This window comes from Rhodohalobacter sulfatireducens (assembly GCF_022012475.1).
GTDB lineage: Bacteria > Bacteroidota > Rhodothermia > Balneolales > Balneolaceae > Rhodohalobacter > Rhodohalobacter sulfatireducens.
This window is the reverse complement of sequence record NZ_JAKLWS010000013.1, coordinates 99,984-121,249: the sequence shown is the minus strand read 5'-3', so window position 1 is coordinate 121,249 and position 21,266 is coordinate 99,984. Positions and strand designations below refer to the sequence as shown.

Here is a 21,266-nt window from a genome sequence, read left to right as displayed (position 1 = left end):
CTTATGAAATTGATGAGGTGATTATCGCGCGGAGGCCCCACCCGTTCCCATCCCGAACACGGCCGTTAAGCTCCGCAGCGCCGATGGTACTCCAAACGGGGTAGAGTAGGTCGTCGCCTCATCCCTTTTTTTTTCCCAACAAAGCCTCCAGTGTAACCCACTCGGAGGCTTTTTTTGTTTAAAACTCATCTTAATACAGACGTAAATAAAAAGAGAGACGTTCTGGTAACACCGGGAATGATAAAATGTGGGAAAATCGTTATATTTTACAGTTTTCGACAATCAACTAAAGTAAAAAATAAGCCATTGAGTCTAGATATCACCAAAACATTGAATATTAAAAGAGATATACAATCATTTATTGACCACTATAAGGACAAACTGAATGAACTTTTTAGTGAAAGAAATGATGAAGACGAACTTCTGATGACACGGGGGTTACCTCCATATATTTTGAGAGAAATTATGGAATGTAATCCACTATCAACTTTTATACCCGAAGATTATGATGGGCGGGGAGCTATAACTAGCGAAGCACTATCGATGCTGGAAGCTTCATCTTATCAATCCCTTCCTCTTTCTTTGATGATGGGTATTAATGGTGCTCTTTTCTTACAGCCATTAGCCAATTATGGATCAGAAGAGGCGAAAAGCACGATCTTTAAAGACTTTCTACGAAGGAAAAATATGGGCGGGCTGATGATCACAGAGCCAGACTTCGGATCAGATGCCTTGCGCATGCAAACAGGTTTCAAATACCATGAAGATACTAAGTCCTATGAGATAGACGGACTTAAACACTGGGCAGGCCTGACGGGTTGGGCCGATTATTGGTTAATCACAGCCAGGGGTTATAAAAATGATGAAGGTGAACTTGGTCGTGATATCGGATTCTTTATCCACGATAGTTCCAATGGTGGAATAGATGTAAAGGAGTACTACCAAAATCTTGGTTTATACATGCTCCCATACGGTAAGAACAAGATTGATATTGAGGTACCTGAATCACACCGTTTAGAACCGAAAACAACCGGTGTAACAATGATGCTGGATATTTTACATCGAAGCCGATTACAATTCCCGGGCATGAGTACGGGTCACCTCAAACGAATGATGGATGAGGCATTAGATCACTGTAAGACTAGAATTGTAGGAGGTATGAGTCTTTTTAATTACGACCAGGTGAAAGAAAGACTTGCGAAATTACAGTCGTATTTTACCATCAGTTCTGCAATGAGTTACTTCACAAGCACAAATGTTCCGCTTAACCAAAACACCTCGCGAATGGATGTAGCTGCAAATTCAATTAAGAGTGTGGTTACGGACTATATGCATGAAGCTTCTCAATCATTATTGCAGCTTGTAGGCGCTAAAGGTTATCGATTGGACCATATTGCAGGCCGGGCTATGGTTGACAGTCGGCCATTTCAAATTTTTGAAGGATCTAATGATATACTCTATCAGCAAATTTCAGAATCTATTCTGAAAATGATGAGAAAATCAAAAGAGACAAATCTCTACAATTTCTTGAGTGATTATTCTCTAACCGAGAACTCTGCCGAGCATTTTGAAGAAACCCTAAATTTTGATGTAGACTTTAAAATGGCTCAACGGAAACTGGTTCAACTTGGCAGGGCCCTTGGTAGATTGGTTTCTATGGAGATGACCATCAAGCTTGGAGAAAGCGGATTTAACAGCGATATGATTTCCAACAGCCTTAAAGTTGTGAAATCAGAAATTGAATCCCTCTTTTCTACCTATTCTTTTGCAGAAACACCGGCCATTATTGAGGATTATGATGACAGCAGTTCATGGCTCAAATTTGTAAATCAATAAGTAAGGGTTATTAAGGTGTCACACATTGTCGTTCTATCGGGTGCAGGAATTAGTGCCGATAGTGGACTGGCTACATTTCGAGATGCCGGCGGTTTATGGGAAGGTTATGATATTTATGAGGTAGCCTCTATAGATGGTTGGAATCGCGATAAAGAGAAAGTCCTGGATTTTTACAACAAGAGGAGAGAGCAAGTTTTTGAAGTTGATCCAAATCCCGGACATCATGCAATTGCAAATCTCGAAGAGGAATTTGATGTCACTGTTGTTACTCAAAATGTAGATAATCTTCATGAACGAGCCGGATCGACAAACGTTATTCACCTGCATGGTTTATTGAGTGAAGCGAGAAGTGAAGAGGATCCTGATCTGATAACTGAAATTGGAGCAGATCCCATTAAACTAGGCGATAAAGCCGCAGATGGATCACAACTCCGACCTAATGTAGTCTGGTTTGGTGAAGCCGTTCCAATGATTCAAAAGGCTGTTGAAGTAGTGGTAGATGCCGATATTTTTATCGTTGTTGGAACATCATTAGCAGTCTATCCTGCTGCCAGTCTTGTAAACTATTCACCCAATGGTATCTCAAAATACTTAGTTGATCCGTCAGAAACTGAAATGCGAATCACCTCAGATTGGGAGCATATTCAGGAAAAAGCGGCGATTGGGCTCCCTTCACTAGCAAAAAAATTATTAAATAACAGATAAATGTCTGAACACAAAGCAACTGATAAAGAGAAAGAAGCCCTAGAAAAATATTTACTGCAATTTTTAAACCTTAAAAAACACTTTCCATTACTTCCCGGAATAAAAAACGAAGAATCGATTGCCGGTTTGATGGGTATCACTGTAGATGAATTACAAAATTTACGTTCCGTTTTTGCTGAAAATGCAAAAGAATCTGCCCTCGAACTTTTAAAAGAGGAAGATGTACTTGAATGGGTAGATCAGCTACCGTTTGATAAAGATGATACGATTGTTGCCTTTGGAGACTCATCAACTGATGATCTTCAGGGATGGTTTGAGATTTTTAAACATGTTCTGGACATAACTATCGAAGGAGCTGACTTTAGATTTATAAATGCAGGCCTTTCCTATAATACAACATCCGAAGCGCTGAGAAGAATGAATCGGGATGTACTTTCGCATGAGCCGGACTGGGTGATTGTAAACCTGGGAACTTTTGATACGATTCGGCCATCCTACTTTAAAAATCGAACGCTCATTCCTCTTTCTGAATCTTGGGAAAACCTCTCAACTATAGAAGATGCAATCGCCACTGTAACAGAAAATCCGCCGATTTGGATTACACCCACTCCCATTATTCCGGGACTTTTGGATGAAATGGAGCTTTTTGATTTTGATATCAATGATCAGGATTTAGCCTCCGTGCGAGAAGTGATTACAGGCAAGAAAGGATACATTGTTGATCCACTTGGTCATAGAATGGGAAATCCACCAGAGGCTTGGTATTTCCTGAGCGATGGAATAAATCCGTCACTATCCGGTCATACAAATACCGTAAAAGAACTCCTGAAGAGTCTTGCGACAGCAAAAGTTAGAGAATAAATATCAAAAAAAGGTTTTCAGAGAAAATAGCTGTAAAGCAGGAGTTGTTTTAACACTCAATGAGTTGTTACCAATTGCTGCATAATTAAAAAGGTCAGGCTGCAAAAGTGACAAGGATGAATTCTCGTGATCAATCTGAAATAGAGATGATTGATTTAAAAGTCGATTAGCAACAAAATCCTCGTTTCTTTCGGCAATCATGAAACTGTCTACAAGTCCTACTCCAAAACCAGCCCACGCTCCAATACTCGCACCATATTGTAATCCATCAATAATTGATTGATTACCAATAAGCATGATTGCTGACCCGAGTGCAGCTCCCACACCTGCTCCGTAGACAGTATCTAATAATACAATGATGGAAGAGTTAGTACCATCGTTAAATAATCCGGATATAAAAAACTGTTGACCTTTAGGGAGTGTGGAGACGTCATAAATAGCCATCCCGGTTCCGGCAATTATTCCTGCTCCTAATCCGATTCTCAAAGGAGTGAAATCATTGTCATTCTGCAGGCCCATGGTGGCGGTTCCAAGAATAGTTCCGGTTAGCGCTCCATTCAGCATGTTTTCGCCGATCAGTCGTGCAGACTGAGCATTGGATTTTGAAAAAGATCCGCACAGAAGTACGGCGGCTAAAATCAAGAGTAAAAAAGTGCGTTTCATTCTAAATATTCAATTAAGTTATCCGGGATTATTCAAAGCTACCGGTATGATTTTGCCATTCATAAATGTACCGGCATTTATTGTAAAATCGCCAACATATCGAGCCATTTCTGTTGGGTTCAGAGGCGCTTCAATACCCGGAAATGCTGTTTCAAGCATCTCGGTCTGAACGGCACCCAAACAGAGGCAATTTGCTTTGATGTTGTAATCTGCGAGTTCAAGAGCGAGGCATTCTGTTAAAATAGCCAGTGCACCTTTAACGGTACTATATGCACTTAAACCCGGAAATTTTTCACTTCCCTGGAAACCTCCCATACTTCCGATGTTGACAATGTGCGCATCCTCGTTGAACATAGATATTAAGTTTCTGGTCAGCCTGATCGGGGCTGTTAAATTTACGTTCAATTGCTGCTGCCAATCCTCATCGGTCTGTTCCAAGAAGGGTTTGTTAATCAACAAGCCTGCATTATGTATCAATCCGTCTATAGAAAGTTGATGTTCTTCTAAATGCTCTTTGATCTGATTGGCTGCATTAGCTTCAGTAATATCAAGTGGTAATATAAAAATTTGTTCCGGTGCATAAGCTCTGAGTTGATTGAGTTTATCATCGGAACGAGCAATGGCTGTGATACTGCAATTCTGATTTGCCAGGTATTTCGCCGTTTCGTATCCGATGCCTCTGCTTGCGCCCGTTATTAGAATGTGTTCAGACATAATGAAATGTTTATTCAAGGAATAGCTTTTTACAAGTAAAAGAACAAAATAGTGCAGAAATCATTCAAATGTGAAATAATGCTTGAAAGCGCTTTCATAAACTCCGATTTTATGTGTGTATGGTTTTTTGCTATGTGTTGTTTTTTTGATCTCTTGAACTGAGCAATCAATTATGAAAATTGAGAATTTAGTACCCAAAAACATACAATCCCTTCAGCCATACGAAGCCGGTAAGACCATTAAAGAGGTTCGAAAACGATATGAGCCCAAAAGAATCTCTAAACTTGCATCCAATGAGAATCGGCTGGGATGCAGTGAAAAAGTTAATCAAGCCATCATGGAGGCATCCAGAGAGATACAAGATTATCCTGATCCGCTGGCTTCTAATTTGAGGCAAAAGCTCGCTGATCTGTACCAGGTTTCGGAATCGGAAATACTTTTAGGGGCGGGATCGGAGAGTATTATTGGGATGCTTTGCAGAACATTCTTTAAGGATGATGAAAATGCCGTTACAGCAAACGGAACATTTGTTGGATTTTTTGTTCAGAGTGGAGTTCGTGGAATTCAAGTCAAAAAGGTTCCTTTAACGAAAGATTATCGATTTGATGTGGAGGGAATCCTGGATGCAGTAGATGGCAAAACGAAGATGATCTACATCGCAAATCCCAACAATCCGACCGGAACCTATATCACAAAAAAGGAATACAGGAATTTGCTTGATGAAATTCCTGAAAATGTTCTTTTGGTGATGGATGAAGCTTATCATGAGTATTCAAGATCTGTGGTTGATTATCCTAATTCGTTACTCAACCGGCGTAAAAATGTGATAACACTACGAACGTTTTCAAAAGCCTATGGACTTGCGGGGATGAGAGTAGGTTATGCAATTGCCCAAGAGGAGCTGATTGAACAGATGATAAAAACAAAACTAACATTTGAGCCGACAAGATTAGGACAGGCGGCTGCAAAAGCTGCAATGGATGATCAATCGTTTGTTGAGAAAAGTGTAAAAGCAGTTATCAAAGAGAAGGAAAAATTATATGACTTTTTTGATGAGCATGAGGTCAGGTATGTTCGTTCTATCGCAAATTCAGTAATGATGATTTTGGAGGATGAGAATGCGGCAAGATCCTTCACTGAAAAAATGATGAAACAGGGAGTGATTCTTCGAAGGACTCATGCGTTTAAATTGCCAAATTGTATCAGAATCACCATTGGAACAGAGGAAGAAATGAATCATTTTAAAGAGAGTTATTCAAAGCTCTTAGAGATGTCAGAATTCTAAAATTTTTGAAAGTGAATGAATAATCAAACAACCGGAAATAAGGTAGATATTGAGTGGAAACGAGTTGCAAGACTCCTGCATCTTTCACGTTCTATAGATGATATTGAAGAAAAGGAGCTGGTTCCGGATAAAAAAATTCTGTACCAGTTTTCGGCTCGGGGACATGAGTTGGCTCAAATTCTACTGGGGCTGCATCTCACGAATCCAAAAGATGTAGTGAGTGCATACTATCGTTCAAGACCTTTAATGCTGACTCTCGGCCTGTCTACGGAAGATGCCATTGCATCAGGAATGGCAAAATCGGGTGGCTACAGTAATGGTAGAGATATTGGTGTGGTTTGTAACATGCCCAATGAAAATGGACCGATGGTTTTGCCATTGGCCGGCGATGTTGGATCTCAATATACCCCCGGTGCCGGAAGCGCCCAGGCGATTCAGCTGCTCACAAAATCAGGTAAAGAGGGGTATGAAAGTGCAATATCGGTAATCTGCGGTGGAGACGGGTCTGTGGCTACAAACGGATTTTGGTCAGCTCTGACTATGGCCACCACACTGAATCTCCCCATACTCTTTTTTATTGAGGATAATGGATATGGAATTTCGGTTGAGGGAAGTTATCAAACACCGGGAGGAAACATTGCTAATAATCTCTATTCTTTTAAAAACCTGAAAGTTTATAAAGGTAGTGGGACAGAGCCCGAAGAGACTTCAAAGATTATTCAGGAATCCATAGAATATGTCCGAAATCATCAGGGCCCTGCACTTTTGAGATTGAAAGTTCCCCGGCTCAATGGCCACTCATACCAAGATAATCAGGCCTACAAACAGGAAAAACTTCTGGAAAAGGAACAGGAGAATGATCCGCTTAATAAATTGAAAGATTTTCTGATTCCCGATTTTTTATCTATTGAGGAATGGAGGGACATTGAAGAGGAAACGAGGGAAGAAGTAAAGAAAGCAGCCGAATCAGCCTGGAGTCGTTCATCTCCTTCAGAGGACCATTTGGAATACGCTCTGTATCATGATGGTATGGAGGTTCAAAATGTTGGCGGATTGTTTAGTTCCGATTTTGATTTTCCGAAAACGACAACGGAGCCTCAATCTGCAAAGCAGAGAATCAATATGGTGGAGGCGATCCGGCGAACACTGGAATATGAGTTGGAAATCAATGAGAAAGTTCTCGTTTTTGGGGAAGATGTTGGGAAAAAAGGAGGCGTCCATGCGGTGACATCAGGACTCCAGACAACATTCGGAGGCCATCGGGTATTTGATACAAGTTTATCTGAGGAAGGAATTATCGGTCGAGCCGTTGGATTGGCTTATGCCGGATTTCTGCCGGTAGCTGAAATTCAATTTCGAAAGTACGCAGATCCCGCAACAGAACAACTCAAAAATGCGGGTACCATTCGCTGGAGAACTGCCAATAAATTTGCAGCACCGATGGTAGTCAGAATGCCGGGTGGATTTGCAAAGTGCGGCGATCCCTGGCACAGCGAATCGAATGAGAGCTTCTTTGCGAAGATGATCGGCTGGCAGCTTGTAATGCCATCCAGTGCAGAGGATGCCGCCGGACTGCTTCGATCAGCCATGAGAGATAATCATCCCACTATTTTTTTTGAGCATCGAAATCTGTTGGACTCAAAATACGCTCGTACACCATATCCCGGAGATGAGTTTGTTGTTCCGATTGGGAAGGCTAAGAAACTGCAAGAGGGATCGGATCTGACTATTATCACATGGGGAGCAATGTGTGAAAGGTGTGAAGAGGCGGGCAATAAAACAGATCATTCTATTGATATTATTGATTTGCGAACCATATTTCCCTGGGATAAAGAGATGGTTTTTGAATCTGTGAAGAAAACAAACCGATGCCTGATTGTTCATGAAGACAATCGAACGGGAGGTTTCGGAGGGGAAATCAGTGCTGCCATATCAGACGAACTATTTAAATTCCTGGACGCCCCGGTTCAGCGACTTGCCTTTCCGGATATCCCGGTTCCTTACAATGTTGATTTGATGAATTCGGTAATGCCGAATGCGAAGAATATTGCTGAAAAGATTGAAGAGCTGGTTAGATTTTAGTCGTGAGTCGTGAGTCGTGAGTCGTGAGTCATGAGTCCGAAATAGCGCGAGCGTCCCGCTCGTGCTTACAATAATGTAATTAGGGTACAATAGAGTCATTTACGCCATCGGTATACCAATAATACTCGCTTGAAAACCATCTGGCCACATATAAGAAACTTTCTAAAATTCTTGGTATAGTACACATATCAACATAAGTAAACACTGCTCAATACCATGAAATATCTCGTCACTCTTTTTATTCTCCTCATGCTCATCCCGCCAAAGCCAGTGGAAAATGATGATGAAAGCGGAAACGATTTTTATATCTCCAATCGAGAACCGTTGGTCAAGGAGCCCTATATCCAACTGCCCATTGGTGACATCAAACCAAAAGGATGGTTGTTGGAACAGTTAAAGAGACAAAAGTCTGGTTTGACGGGAAACCTGGATGAGGTCTATCCAAAGGTCGTGGGTGAATCCAACGGATGGCTGGGTGGAGATGGTGACGGTTGGGAGCGTGGCCCCTATTGGCTGGATGGCCTGGTTCCCCTAGCTTACATTTTGGATGATGAAGAGCTGAAAGCCAAAGCTCAAAGGTGGATCGAATGGAGTTTAGAAAATCAGAGAGAGGATGGATATTTCGGACCGATTCCATTTGAAACTGAGCCTGAACCAACCCAAGGGGTCCAAAAAACACCGCGGGAGGATTGGTGGCCGAAGATGGTGATGCTCAAAGTGCTCAAACAATATTATATGGCTACCGAAGACGAGAGAGTTCTGGATCTAATGACCAACTATTTTCGATATCAACTTGAGCATCTGCAGGATCAACCATTGAATAATTGGTCGTATTGGGGGAATCGTCGAGGAGCGGATAACCTGATGGTTGTCTATTGGCTTTACAATTACACAGGGGATGAATTCCTGTTGGAACTGGGTGATCTGATCCATTCTCAAACCTATGAATGGAAGGAGGTGTTTGAAGATGGACGAATCGCAAATCTGAATCCTGTTGCTCATTTGCATACGGTAAATTTGGCGATGGGGCTAAAAGCTCCGGTGATCTACTATCAAAAAAATCAGGATGAACAATCAATACGGTCTGTGAAAGAGGGCTTGGCCGATCTGAAAAATGTCCATGGATTTGTATCCGGACTCTTTGGAGCCGACGAAAATCTTCATGGAAATAACCCCACCCAGGGTACTGAGTTTTGCACCGTGGTGGAGATGATGTATTCATTTGAGCAGATCGCTCGAATCACCGGTGATACCTACTTTTCGGATTATTTAGAAAAGGTGGCGTTTAACGCTCTTCCATCTCAACACGATGATCATTTTGAAACCCGGCAGTATTTCCAGCAGGCCAACCAGGTAAAGATCAGTCACGAGGTTCGAAATTTCTATAATGATGCCAATGCACAGCTCTGTTTTGGTGTACTGACCGGCTATCCATGCTGTACCACAAACATGCACCAGGGATGGCCGAAACTGGTGCAAAATCTATGGTATGCCACACAGGATAATGGCCTTGCTGCAATGATCTACTCATCCAATCAAGTAACTGCCAAAGTTGGGAATGGAACTGAAATTACAATCGCGGAGCAGACTGATTATCCGTTCAAAGAGCAGGTGAATTTTACAATTCAAACTCCAAATGATGTTGAGTTTCCGTTTGAGTTAAGAATTCCTGGTTGGGCTGATACAGCTTCGATTGAAATAAATGGTGAAAGCTGGAAAGAGATCAAAGATAATTCTGGCCAGATGGTAAAAATTGACAGAACCTGGTCTGATGGAGATGAAGTGACATTGCATTTACCCATGGATGTTCGTTTGAGCCGATGGGCTGAACAATCAGTTGGAGTAGAGCGTGGGCCTCTGGTTTATGCATTGAAAATTGGCGAAAGATGGGAACAGAAGCCACCTGAAGAGGGAAATTGGCGGATTGAAAATCCTTACAACGAAGTCTATGCTACCACTCCCTGGAATTATGGATTGACGAATGAAGCGGTCAATAATTCAGATTTTGAGATTATTTATACCGATAAGAAAAATGTTTATCCATGGAATTTAGAGAATGCCCCTGTTGAGATTAAAACCAGCGGAAAGCAGATTAAAGAGTGGACAATGTACCAGAATTCGGCAGGTCCCTTGCCGGCAAGTGGTCAGCACTTGTATGGACATCAAGCAAGTACTGCAGAGGTACAAACTGAAGAAATCACGCTGATTCCTTATGGCTCAACGACTCTGCGAATTTCACAGTTTCCGGTCGTGGAGTGAATAAGTAGAGATAGCGTGAGCGTCTCGCTCGTGCTTGAATATAAATAAGGCACAAATGAGACGTTTTCGTTATCACAAGTACACCCCTCGCGACTAAAGTCGCACTCCCCTCAAGGGGAGATTAGATCTCACCCTTCAAATACTTCTGCCGAACAGGCTCATCCAGTTTTTCGATGGCGTAGCGAAGCATGGTTCGGGGCATCTCTTGATAGTGTTCATCCAAGAATTCTCTAAGCAGTTCCTCATCTTGTTTACCGATCTCCCTCAGCATCCAGCCTGAAGCTTTATGAATCAGGTCTTCAGGTGCATTCAGGTATTTTTTGGCGAGTTCCAGAGTCAGATCAAAATCTCCCTGATCCACAAAATAGAAGGTGGTCATGATGGCGATTCGCCGTTCCCAGAGATCATTAGAATCAGAGAGTTTGTATAGAATGGATCGGTCCTGATCGTACTCAAATAGAAAATGTCCGGCAATATATTTTGCGGATGAATCCACCAAGTCCCAATTGTTGACTCCATCCAAATTATTCATATAAAACCGGTAGATCTCCTGGTGATTCTCAAACTTTTTAGCTTTTTGATATTTATAAACCAGAATGAAAACACCGGTCAATCGCACCTCATGAAATGGAGATTCAAGCAATTTTATGATTTCTTCAAAAGGAAGTTCTCTGTGCTTCTTAGCAATTGCTCTTTGCTTAGGAACCCGAATCCCCAAAAACCGATCTCCTTCACCGTATTCACCTTCACCTGATTTGAAGAATCGCGCGCTGTGTTTGGCGATTTTTGGATCGGCTATTTCTTTTAGAGCCTTTATGACATCTTTTGAGGTGGGCATGATTAGTTCAGTCTTTGTTTATTAAATATCGCGAGACACTCGCGCTATCACTGCACTATCACAACGACGATCAAGTGACCTTGATGCGTCCGAAGGACCTACAAGCGTTACAGTTTTTGAAAGTACAACGAACTCTTCAAGGAGCTCCACCATGTTCCGCACTTTTGAAGGATCTATTATTGCAGAATATATGCCTGAGCAACATCTTCATACTTCTGAATTTGATCGTCAATCCAAGCCTGATCTTCACCCATTTCATCAGCCATCAATCTTGCTACTTCAGGTGCCATTTCAACACTGGCCCTGGCATCGAGAAGTAATGCACGGGTTCTGCGAGAGAGAACATCCTCAATCGTCATAGCCATTTCATTTCGAACGCCCCAAACAACTTCCGCTTTCAGGTAAGGAAGACGCTCGTGAAGCGGTTTACCCAAATCCTCATTTTCGTTGATTAATTTATTGATTTCAACACGGTCTGAACCGTAATGATGGAGTGGATCATCCTGGTCAATATTTTTGAGCCAACCGTGAATACGCAGGTTCTCAGTTACACATTCCTGCACATTCAACCCTGCAACCGTAGCTGCCTGGTCTACGGTATCCTGCGCCATTTTACGATAAGTAGTCCATTTACCCCCGGCTATGGTTACAAGTCCGGATTTGGAAATCATCAATGAATGATCTCGAGAAATGGATGACGTATCTTTCCCATCTCCGGCTTTCACAAGTGGTCGAAGACCTGCAAACACGCTTCGAACATCTTTACGGGTTGGGTTTCCTGTCAGGTATTGTGATGCGTGTTTCAGGATAAACTCAACTTCATCCTCTTGAGCCTTTGGTTCAAGATTTGGGCTATCAACCGGTGTATCAGTTGTTCCCACAACAATTTTTCCATTCCATGGAACTGCAAATAATACCCGCCCATCATCTGTATGTGGAACCATAATCGCTGATTCACCCGGTGAAAATTCTTTATCTATCACAAGATGTACTCCCTGGCTGGGGGCAATTATTGGACTTTTCTCCGAATCATCCATCTGCAAAATATTGTCCGTAAAAACCCCGGTTGCATTTACAACTACACGCCCGTTTATATCAAATGTATCACCGGTAAGCTGGTCTTCAACAGTCACTCCATCAACCATATTATTTGACTTGAGCAATCCCGTCACTTTCAGATAGTTTAGCAATGTGGCATTATGATCGGCTGCTGTCTGGACAAGATTAATGGCCATTCTTGAGTCATCAAACTGTCCGTCGTAGTAGATCACGCCACCACGCAGTCCTTCTCGTTCAAGTGTTGGAAGCCGTTCAATGGTATCTTCCAGTGAAAGATTTTTTGAGGGCCCTAATCCAAGCTTTCCGGCAAGCATATCATAAACTTTCATGCCCACACCATAAAATGGCCCTTCCCACCAATCGTAGTTGGGAACGATAAAGGATTGATTATGGACAAGGTGTGGAGCATTTTGAATTAACAATCCACGCTCCCGAAGAGCTTCAAGAACCAGAGAAACATTTCCCTGCTGGAGATATCGAACACCACCGTGAACTAATTTGGTTGACCGGCTGGATGTTCCTTTAGCAAAGTCGTGTTGCTCCAATAGTAGTGTGCTGTACCCTCGTGTAGCGGAATCTACGGCAACGCCGAGTCCTGTAGCGCCACCGCCAATAATAATTACATCAAAATAACCCGCCTTGTCTTTAGCGGTTTTTAACATTTCTTCTCTATTCAGAAGCATAGTACTTAATTTTATAAATGAATTTTTTCTCTTTTAAATATGGAATCTTTTGCAGGTCTGTTTGTCTTGCTGCTGCTGAGTTTATCGTTAATTGTATCAAAGCAGGACATCGCTAAAAAGAATATACCTGTACCAGAAAAGGTGATTACATATCAAAATCCATCTTTTCTGACCATGCCCTTGTGGCTTTCAGAGCTTTCTTCCAACCTCCAAGCAATTCTGCAGCCCTTTCTTCTTCCATCTGCGCATCAAAACGTTGATCCTCCTTCCATTGTTCATTGATCTCTTGATGATCTTCCCAGTATCCAACAGCGAGACCTGCAAGGTAGGCAGCTCCGAGTGCTGTTGTTTCGAGAATTTTTGGCCGAATCACGGGTGCTTGTAAAATATCGGCCTGGAACTGCATCAAGAGGTTATTGGCGGTTGCTCCTCCATCAACGCGTAGTTCTTTGATCTCGATGCCGGAATCGGATTGCATCGCTTTCAAAACATCCATCGCCTGGTAAGCTATTCCCTCCAATGCGGCTCGTGCAATATGCCCCGAATTTGAACCGCGTGTCAACCCAACGATTGTCCCTCGCGCATGTTGATCCCAGTGAGGAGCCCCGAGGCCGGCAAAGGCTGGAACGAGATACACGCCATCATTATCATCTACGGTTTTGGCTAGTTTTTCAATATCGGCTGATTTTCGAATCAACCCAAGCTCATCCCGGAGCCATTGAACCACAGCACCGGCAATAAAAATACTTCCCTCGAGAGCGTATTCAACCTTCCCATCAATCTCCCATGCAACTGTTGTCAGCAGGTTATTTTTTGATTTGATAGGTTTTTCACCGGTATTCATCATCATAAAACACCCGGTTCCGTAGGTATTTTTCACCATCCCTTTTTCAATACAACGCTGACCAAACAGAGCTGCCTGTTGGTCACCCGCAATGCCTGCAATCGGTACTTCGGCATTCAAGACAGTGGAGTTCGTATTCGCGTAAATTTCGCTTGATGATTTTACTTCCGGCAGCAGGCTTTCAGGAATATCTAACAGCTCAAGTAATTCCTGATCCCACTCCATTTCAGTGATGTTATAAATCATTGTACGGGAAGCGTTCGTTACATCGGTAACATGTGTCTTGCCATTTGTAAAATTCCAGATCAGCCAGGTATCCATTGTTCCAAAGGCCAGCTCTCCATTTTCCGCTCGCTCTCTTGCTCCATCTACATTGTCGAGAATCCATTTGATCTTTGTGCCGAAAAATAGGAGTCGATCACAAGCCCTGTTTTATCCTGGATGGTTTCGGCATAGCCTTCACTTTTTAACTGATCACAAAAGTCAGATGTTCGGCGATCTTGCCAAACAATGGCATTATACACCGGTTTGCCTGTTTCACGGTCCCAAATCAGTGTGGTTTCGCGTTGATTTGTAATTCCTATTCCGGCAATATTAGACCCATCAAGCCCAGCGCTGGTAATTGCTTCTGTAGCAACCCCGGCCTGGGTCGACCATATCTCCTTACCGTCGTGTTCAACCCATCCGGCTTTAGGATAGATCTGTTTGAACTCCTTTTGAGCAGTGGATATGATTTCGCCTTCCTGATTAAAAATAATGGCTCTTGAAGATGTGGTTCCCTGGTCGAGAGCTAAAATAAACTGCTTTGCCATGGTATGGCCTCCTGGTTGGTTAGCAATATTAAAACTATGATGGGTCAATTTGTGAAACCGCTTCCTGAAAATCAATAATGATAATACAGTGTCTTTAAATGTTTTTTGGCAACATGTATGATATTCTCTTCAGATTGCCATTTACAGATAATGAGAATCTAAAATCTGTGTCTCATACAAATTGCTTCCCGGAGTGATAAGCTTTCTTGCAAAGAATAAAAAGGATCGGAATGAGTAGCAGAGATTGATTAAATTAATTTTAAGGAGAGATGATCATCATTACTCTGTACAAGCAGCTGAAAATTGTTAGAACAGTTTCAATAATAACTTTAGGATTCAAAAATGGACTATTACAAGAGTAGTTTCGCAAACATATTTTTTACAGGGCTTATTGCAATTCTGTTTTTGCCCGGATTGATACATTCCCAGGAAAGTCAATCAGAAAAAGACTTGGTTAAATATGTAAATCCCTTAATGGGAACGGATTCGGAATTTTTGTTATCCAATGGTAACACCTACCCGGCTATCGCACGCCCTTGGGGAATGAACTTCTGGACTCCCCAGACCGGAGAGATGGGAAGCGGATGGATGTACGCTTATGATGCTTATAAAATTAATGGTTTTAAGCAAACACATCAGCCAAGTCCATGGATGAATGACTATGGTCAGTTTGCTGTAATGCCGATTACTGGCGAGCTTGCCTTTGAACAGGAGCAGCGGGCAAGTTGGTTTTCTCATAAAGCAGAAGTGGCACAACCGCATTATTATCAGGTGTACCTGGCAGATTATGATGTGAATGCAGAATTTACACCTACTGACCGAGCAGTTAAGTTCCGTATCACTTTTCCGGAATCGGATAGTTCCTGGGTTATTATTGATGCTATGGATGAGGGATCCAGAGTTCAAATTATCCCTGAAGAACAGAAAATTGTTGGTTACTCTTCGAAAAACAGCGGTGGTGTTCCGGAAAACTTCCGAAACTATTTTGTAATCAAGTTCGATCGACCCTTTGAGGAAGTTGTTACCTGGGAAGATGGAACCATTGATTATGACTCTTTTGAGAAAGAAGCCAATCATGTGGCAGGAGCAGTGAGATTTAGAACGGGGAGGCATGATCTAGTTCATATCAATGTTGCCTCTTCATTTATCAGTCTTGAACAAGCTGAATTAAACCTGGAGCGGGAGATCGGTAATAAGAGTTTTGATGAGATTCGGTCAGAAGGAGAAAAGATCTGGAATAACGAGCTGAGCCGTATGAGGGTGGAAGGTGCTACCGATGACCAGTTGGAAACTTTCTATTCATGTTTGTACCGTACACTTCTGTTTCCCCGCAAATTTTATGAGTTCAACAAAGAAGGGGATATGGTCCACTATAGTCCATACAACGGCAAGGTTTTACCCGGATATATGTTTACCGACAATGGCTTTTGGGACACGTTTCGGGCGGTCTTTCCTTTTTTCAACCTGATGTATCCATCCATGAATGAGAAATTTATGAAAGGATTGGTAAACACCTATAAAGAGAGCGGTTGGCTGCCGGAGTGGGCAAGTCCGGGACATCGAAATGTGATGATCGGATCAAATTCAGCATCCATTATTGCAGATGCATACCTGAAGGGAGTACGAGGATTTGATATTGATACTTTATATGAGGCTATACTGAAAAATTCCGAAAATGAAGGACCCCTTGAATCTGTCGGCCGGGCCGGGGTTGATTACTATAATGAATTGGGATATGTACCTTATGATGTAGGAATTAATGAAAATGCAGCACGTACGTTGGAATATGCCTATGATGATTTTACAATTTATAAACTGGCTAAAGCTTTGGACCGTCCACAGGAAGAGATCGATTTGTTTGCGAATCGAAGTCAAAATTACAGGAATTTGTTTGATCCTGAGACAAATTTGATGCGCGGAAAAAATAAAGACGGGAGCTTCCAGGAACCTTTCAATCCATTTAAGTGGGGAGATGCTTTTACCGAGGGCAACAGCTGGCATTATACCTGGTCGGTTTTTCACGATCCCCAGGGATTGATCGACCTGATGGGCGGCGAAGATGCCTTCATTTCGATGCTGGATTCAGTATTTACGTTACCGCCAAAGTTTGATGAAAGTTACTACGGCCAGGTTATTCACGAAATCCGGGAGATGCAGATCGTAAATATGGGGCAATATGCTCACGGAAATCAGCCCATTCAGCATATGATCTACCTATACAACTACGCCGGCCAGCCCTGGAAAACTCAATACTGGGTCCGCGAGGTAATGGATAAGCTTTATTCTCCGCATCCGGACGGGTATTCAGGTGACGAGGATAATGGTCAAACTTCAGCTTGGTATGTGTTTTCTTCGATGGGTTTCTATCCGGTAGCTCCCGGGACGGATCAGTATGTGATTGGCTCACCATTGTTCAAAAAAGTAACTCTTGAGCTTGAAAACGGTAACGCTGTGGTGATCCATGCCCCGGACAATTCTGCCGAAACAAGGTATATAGAATCACTGAAGGTAAATGGCGAAGCTTATGACAAGAACTGGCTAGATTTTAATACGTTGATGGATGGCGCAAACATTTTGTTTGAAATGGCAGATTCACCGAATAAAGATAGAGGCAATACAGAGAGTGCATACCCCTATTCTTTTTCTCGTGAGTATTAAATGTTTTGTTAAAAAGATGCGATCGGTGCAGATAATTTCAAAAAATGAGAAAACAATTATATATGTTCATGGTTAATCGGTTGTAGTCAATAATTTTTTTGCGCTAAAATCAGGGTTACGAAGAAAAAGGTTATTAAAACAATTTTGAAATTAGTTTTATGATGATCTAAGAAGTGGTATGGGTTAATTTTTTAAGATGTATTTATTTTGCCATTAAAAGCTGACTAATAAACCTGTCCATGAACTTTTTAGAGTCCAGGTCATCAACTTTATTGTCTGCTCTTTGATAATTATAGAGGTTATTTTATTGCAAAATAAAGAATCAAAGAAGTTTCGGAAGGTCTTTCATCAGCAATAAATCACTTTCACAGTGGGTAATTGGGGCATCCCTAATTGCGGTTGCTTCCTATAAGTGGAAGGAAGCCATGACTCTTATGATTGAAGGTTAAACTTTTATATCTATATTTATTAAACAAAGAGATATTCTAAAAAACTTATAAAAAATATTAAAAGGGGATGTCATGTTTAACACTGGAGCTCTTAAAAAAGACCTTTTAAGCATCTTTATGCTGGCGTTATTCAGTATTTTTTTTACAGCGGATTTGCTAGCTCAATTTTCTTCTAATACGACACCTGATCTTGAAATTTGGGAAAATCCCAGAATAAACGGGATAAACCGGTTGCCGGCACACGCTACATTCTATTCCTATCCCGACATTGATAAGGCACTTGAAAATGAACGCAGGCAGGCTACAGGTTTTCAATCATTAAATGGTACCTGGAAATTTAATTTCGCTCCCAATCCCGGTAATTCACCGAAGGATTTTTACAAAGAGGGGTTTGATACCTCTTCCTGGGATAATATTCCGGTGCCTTCTAATTGGGAACTTCAGGGATATGGTACCGCTATCTATTTGAATATCCGGTACCCTTTTAATCCTGTGAATCCCCCTTTTGTACCTTATGATAATAATCCGGTTGGATCTTATGTACATACGTTTACTATTTCTGAAGATTGGAATGACAAGCAGATAAGAATCCATTTTGGTGGCGTAAGCTCCGCCTTTTTCCTATGGGTGAACGGCCAAAAAGTAGGATACAGCGAGGATAGCAGGCTGCCGGTTGAATTTGATATTACTCCCTATGCGGAAGCGGGACAAGAGAATACCATTGCCGTTCAAGTTCTGCGCTGGAGCGATGGCAGCTATCTGGAAGATCAGGATCACTGGCGCTTGTCAGGCATTCACCGGGAAGTTTACCTGGTTTCCCGCCCTGAAGTTCATATATCGGACTTTGCTGTGCGAAGTGAACTGGATTCCAATTATCAGAATGGAAAATTGGAAATCCGACCGGAACTGTCGCAAAACATAGATGTTGATTTGGAAGACTGGAGAATAGAGGCTCAACTTTATGATGCTTCTGATACCGAAGTACTACCTTCACCTCTTTCGATTGAGGCTACAAAAATAATTGACGAGCAGTATCCGCAGAGAGATAATGTACCATTTGCTTTGATGGAGGCAGAAATTGAAAATCCGGCAAAATGGTCGGCTGAAAAGCCGAATCTGTACACATTGGTACTTTCTCTAGTTGATCCGGATGGGGACGTAATAGAGGCTACAAGTACAAAAGTAGGGTTTAGAACGGTGGAGTTTAAAAACGGAGAGTTACTTGTAAATGGTAAATCAACGTTGTTGTATGGAGTAAACCGTCACGATCACAGCCAACACACCGGGAAAGTGGTCTCTTTTGAAGAGATGGAGCGGGATGTACAGCTGATGAAACAGTTTAATGTAAATGCCGTACGTGCTTCACATTATCCCAATAACCCTGAATTCCTTGAACTTTGCGATAAATATGGCCTCTACGTAATTGATGAGGCAAACCTGGAAACACATGGTTTGGGAGGTGAGTTATCGAACGAACCAACCTGGAATACAGCGTTTATGGAGCGAGCCATCCGAATGGTAGAGCGAGATAAAAACTATCCCTCCATTATTTTCTGGTCTCTGGGTAACGAAGCTGGAAGCGGCCCGAATCATGCTTCAATGGCTCAATGGATACGCGAGTTCGATCCGACACGATATATTCACTACGAAGGAGCACAGGGAGAACCAACGGATCCCTCATATGTGGATATGATGAGTCGAATGTATCCTACAATAGATGAACTCACTGAAATAGCAAATCGCGACAATGATGATCGTCCAGTCATTATGTGTGAATATGCACATTCAATGGGCAACTCGACAGGAAACCTGAAGGAATATTGGGATGCGGTTCGAAGTCATAAACGGCTTATTGGAGGGTTTATCTGGGACTGGATGGATCAGGGTCTGGTCAAAGAAACATCTTCAGGTGAGACATATTGGGCTTATGGGGGTGATTTCGGAGATGACCCCAATGATGCAAATTTTTGCATAAATGGTGTTATTTTCCCTGATCAAAGCCCTCAGCCAGCACTTTGGGAGGTGAAAAAGGTATATGCACAGGTTCACATGAGTCCTGTGGACCTGTTGTCGGGAGGTATCGAAATTAGTAATGAGTTCAACTTCACCAACCTGTCTGAATATAAGATTGCCTGGAGTCTTACCGAAGATGGGCAGACCCTACAGACAGGAGAACTAAATAACGTTGATGTACCGCCGGCAACAAAAAAATTAGTAGAGATACCATTCAAAAAGCCTGAATTACACCCGAATGCTGAGTATCACTTGAAGGTGGGAGTCCTGCTGAAGGAGAAGACAAAATGGGCAGCGGAAGGTCATGAAATTGCATGGGAACAGTTTGAGATTCCTTACAAGATACCTGTCCAACCCGCTTTAAGTAACAATCAACCCGGTAAATTAGATGTAAGTGAGAATGCAGATAGAATTATTGTAACCGGAACGGAATTCTCAGTGGAGATCGGCAAGCAGTCGGGGGTGATCGAGTCACTGATGTATCATGATAATGAGTTGATTAAAAAACCGCTGGCTCCGAATTACTGGCGGGCTATGACTGATAATGATTTCGCAGGCGGTAATGGAATGGGTGTGTTATTATCGGACTGGAAAGAAGCCAGTGAAGACCGGACCGTTGTCTCAGTTCAAAGCGATGCAGAAGGAGATCAGGCTGGTACGGTAGAGGTGATAGTCGAGGGTTTACTGCCTATGGGCAAGACGACATTTAGTCATATCTACTCTATTTACGGGAATGGCGACATTTCAATTCAGCACAGTGTACAGAAGGGAGGAGAGACCCCTCCCAGTATTCCCAGAGTGGGTATGCAAATGGCTATTCCGGCCGATTACGAAACAATAACCTGGTTTGGCAGGGGACCCCATGAGAATTATTGGGACCGCAAAACAGGGTCTTCCATTGGGTATTATGCAGGAAAAGTGGACGAGCTTATCACCAACTATGTACGCCCGCAGGAGAATGGAAATAGATCAGATGTTCGCTGGGTGTCCTTTACCAATAGCGTCGGAAAAGGTTTATTAGTTGTTGGTGAAGGCCTCATTAATTTTAGTGCCTGGCCTTACAGTATGCAAGATCTTTCAGATGCTTCCCATATCCACGAACTTCCGGATCGAGATTTTATTACTGTCAACTTAGATCACCAGCAGATGGGATTGGGAGGGGACGATACCTGGAGTACAAAATCCAGGCCACATCCTGAATACCGTTTAAGTGAGGGTTCTTATACTTATAGCTTTTTAATACGACCGTTGGACTCGAAAGAGAAATCAGCAGGATTAAAAGCCCGTGAGGGGCTTCCAAATTAGTTGATGATAAAATTTGAACCGTAATCATTTAAAAATCATATTTGGTAACCCTGAAAAACCTGAAGTGGTCGGCCGGATGCATCGTTTGCTGCAATTGAAAGAAGGGTTTCTTCAAAAATTAAACCTGCAGCACCAAAAAATAGTCCATGGATATTACATTGGAATCCTAAAAATGAATGCAAAACTAATCGTTATCTAAA

The 21,266-nt window shown here is 42.2% G+C and carries 12 protein-coding genes, 1 rRNA gene and 1 pseudogene; 9 read left to right on the top strand and 5 right to left on the bottom strand.

Annotated elements, in window-relative coordinates:
* Nucleotides 1–13 precede the first annotated feature (13 nt).
* The 4 genes from rrf to L6773_RS11680 all read left to right on the top strand — a co-directional run bounded on the left by rrf (nucleotide 14) and on the right by L6773_RS11680 (nucleotide 3,402).
* A 5S ribosomal RNA gene (rrf, locus tag L6773_RS11695) occupies nucleotides 14–122 on the top strand.
* A 184-nt stretch (nucleotides 123–306) separates the two neighbouring features.
* Complete coding sequence (locus L6773_RS11690) at nucleotides 307–1,836, top strand: acyl-CoA dehydrogenase family protein (protein WP_237854603.1); 1,530 nt, start codon at nucleotides 307–309, stop codon at nucleotides 1,834–1,836.
* A 15-nt stretch (nucleotides 1,837–1,851) separates the two neighbouring features.
* A complete protein-coding gene (locus L6773_RS11685; RefSeq protein WP_237854602.1) occupies nucleotides 1,852–2,541 on the top strand; it encodes an SIR2 family NAD-dependent protein deacylase in 690 nt (229 codons plus the stop codon).
* Nucleotides 2,542–3,402 carry an SGNH/GDSL hydrolase family protein gene (locus L6773_RS11680; protein ID WP_237854601.1) on the top strand — a complete coding sequence of 287 codons (861 nt, stop codon included), beginning with the start codon at nucleotides 2,542–2,544 and terminating at the stop codon, nucleotides 3,400–3,402.
* Between the two features lie 3 nt (nucleotides 3,403–3,405).
* On the opposite strand, the gene L6773_RS11675 is transcribed toward L6773_RS11680, so the two are convergent.
* Together L6773_RS11675 and L6773_RS11670 are read right to left on the bottom strand one after the other, a co-directional pair.
* Nucleotides 3,406–4,065: a hypothetical protein gene (locus L6773_RS11675; RefSeq protein WP_237854600.1), complete on the bottom strand. Its 660-nt coding sequence runs from the start codon at nucleotides 4,063–4,065 to the stop codon at nucleotides 3,406–3,408.
* 18 nt (nucleotides 4,066–4,083) lie between these two features.
* Nucleotides 4,084–4,779: an SDR family NAD(P)-dependent oxidoreductase gene (locus L6773_RS11670; protein ID WP_237854599.1), complete on the bottom strand. Its 696-nt coding sequence runs from the start codon at nucleotides 4,777–4,779 to the stop codon at nucleotides 4,084–4,086.
* 172 nt (nucleotides 4,780–4,951) lie between these two features.
* Here L6773_RS11670 and hisC point away from each other — a divergent pair, with 172 nt between their 5' ends.
* From hisC to L6773_RS11655, 3 genes are all read left to right on the top strand, one after another.
* Nucleotides 4,952–6,064 carry a histidinol-phosphate transaminase gene (gene hisC / locus L6773_RS11665; protein WP_237854598.1) on the top strand — a complete coding sequence of 371 codons (1,113 nt, stop codon included), beginning with the start codon at nucleotides 4,952–4,954 and terminating at the stop codon, nucleotides 6,062–6,064.
* Nucleotides 6,065–6,079: 15 nt separating this feature from the next.
* Complete coding sequence (locus tag L6773_RS11660; protein ID WP_237854597.1) at nucleotides 6,080–8,146, top strand: alpha-ketoacid dehydrogenase subunit alpha/beta; 2,067 nt, start codon at nucleotides 6,080–6,082, stop codon at nucleotides 8,144–8,146.
* Nucleotides 8,147–8,362: 216 nt separating this feature from the next.
* Nucleotides 8,363–10,405, top strand: coding sequence for a beta-L-arabinofuranosidase domain-containing protein (locus tag L6773_RS11655; protein WP_237854596.1), 2,043 nt, complete (start codon nucleotides 8,363–8,365; stop codon nucleotides 10,403–10,405).
* Between the two features lie 121 nt (nucleotides 10,406–10,526).
* On the opposite strand, the gene L6773_RS11650 is transcribed toward L6773_RS11655, so the two are convergent.
* The 3 genes and pseudogenes from L6773_RS11650 to glpK form a co-directional block, all read right to left on the bottom strand.
* On the bottom strand, nucleotides 10,527–11,243 hold the full coding sequence (locus L6773_RS11650) for a DNA alkylation repair protein (RefSeq protein ID WP_237854595.1): 717 nt from the start codon (nucleotides 11,241–11,243) through the stop codon (nucleotides 10,527–10,529).
* 176 nt (nucleotides 11,244–11,419) lie between these two features.
* Nucleotides 11,420–12,979, bottom strand: coding sequence for a glycerol-3-phosphate dehydrogenase/oxidase (locus L6773_RS11645; RefSeq protein WP_439653430.1), 1,560 nt, complete (start codon nucleotides 12,977–12,979; stop codon nucleotides 11,420–11,422).
* A 151-nt stretch (nucleotides 12,980–13,130) separates the two neighbouring features.
* Nucleotides 13,131–14,641 (bottom strand): annotated as a pseudogene (gene glpK, locus L6773_RS11640) (glycerol kinase GlpK).
* Between the two features lie 342 nt (nucleotides 14,642–14,983).
* Here glpK and L6773_RS11635 point away from each other — a divergent pair.
* Together L6773_RS11635 and lacZ are read left to right on the top strand one after the other, a co-directional pair.
* Nucleotides 14,984–17,299: a GH92 family glycosyl hydrolase gene (locus tag L6773_RS11635; RefSeq protein ID WP_237854593.1), complete on the top strand. Its 2,316-nt coding sequence runs from the start codon at nucleotides 14,984–14,986 to the stop codon at nucleotides 17,297–17,299.
* A 521-nt stretch (nucleotides 17,300–17,820) separates the two neighbouring features.
* Nucleotides 17,821–21,066, top strand: coding sequence for a beta-galactosidase, LacZ type (gene lacZ, locus L6773_RS11630; protein WP_237854592.1), 3,246 nt, complete (start codon nucleotides 17,821–17,823; stop codon nucleotides 21,064–21,066).
* Nucleotides 21,067–21,266: the final 200 nt, after the last annotated feature.

Coding starts and splice junctions, on each gene's coding strand:
- L6773_RS11675 (WP_237854600.1), bottom strand. CDS start 4,065: ATGAAACGCACTTTTTTACTCTTGATTTTAGCCGCCGTACTTCTGTGC.
- L6773_RS11635 (WP_237854593.1), top strand. CDS start 14,984: ATGGACTATTACAAGAGTAGTTTCGCAAACATATTTTTTACAGGGCTT.
- L6773_RS11670 (WP_237854599.1), bottom strand. CDS start 4,779: ATGTCTGAACACATTCTAATAACGGGCGCAAGCAGAGGCATCGGATAC.
- L6773_RS11650 (WP_237854595.1), bottom strand. CDS start 11,243: ATGCCCACCTCAAAAGATGTCATAAAGGCTCTAAAAGAAATAGCCGAT.
- L6773_RS11680 (WP_237854601.1), top strand. CDS start 2,542: ATGTCTGAACACAAAGCAACTGATAAAGAGAAAGAAGCCCTAGAAAAA.
- lacZ (WP_237854592.1), top strand. CDS start 17,821: ATGTTTAACACTGGAGCTCTTAAAAAAGACCTTTTAAGCATCTTTATG.
- L6773_RS11660 (WP_237854597.1), top strand. CDS start 6,080: ATGAATAATCAAACAACCGGAAATAAGGTAGATATTGAGTGGAAACGA.
- L6773_RS11655 (WP_237854596.1), top strand. CDS start 8,363: ATGAAATATCTCGTCACTCTTTTTATTCTCCTCATGCTCATCCCGCCA.
- hisC (WP_237854598.1), top strand. CDS start 4,952: ATGAAAATTGAGAATTTAGTACCCAAAAACATACAATCCCTTCAGCCA.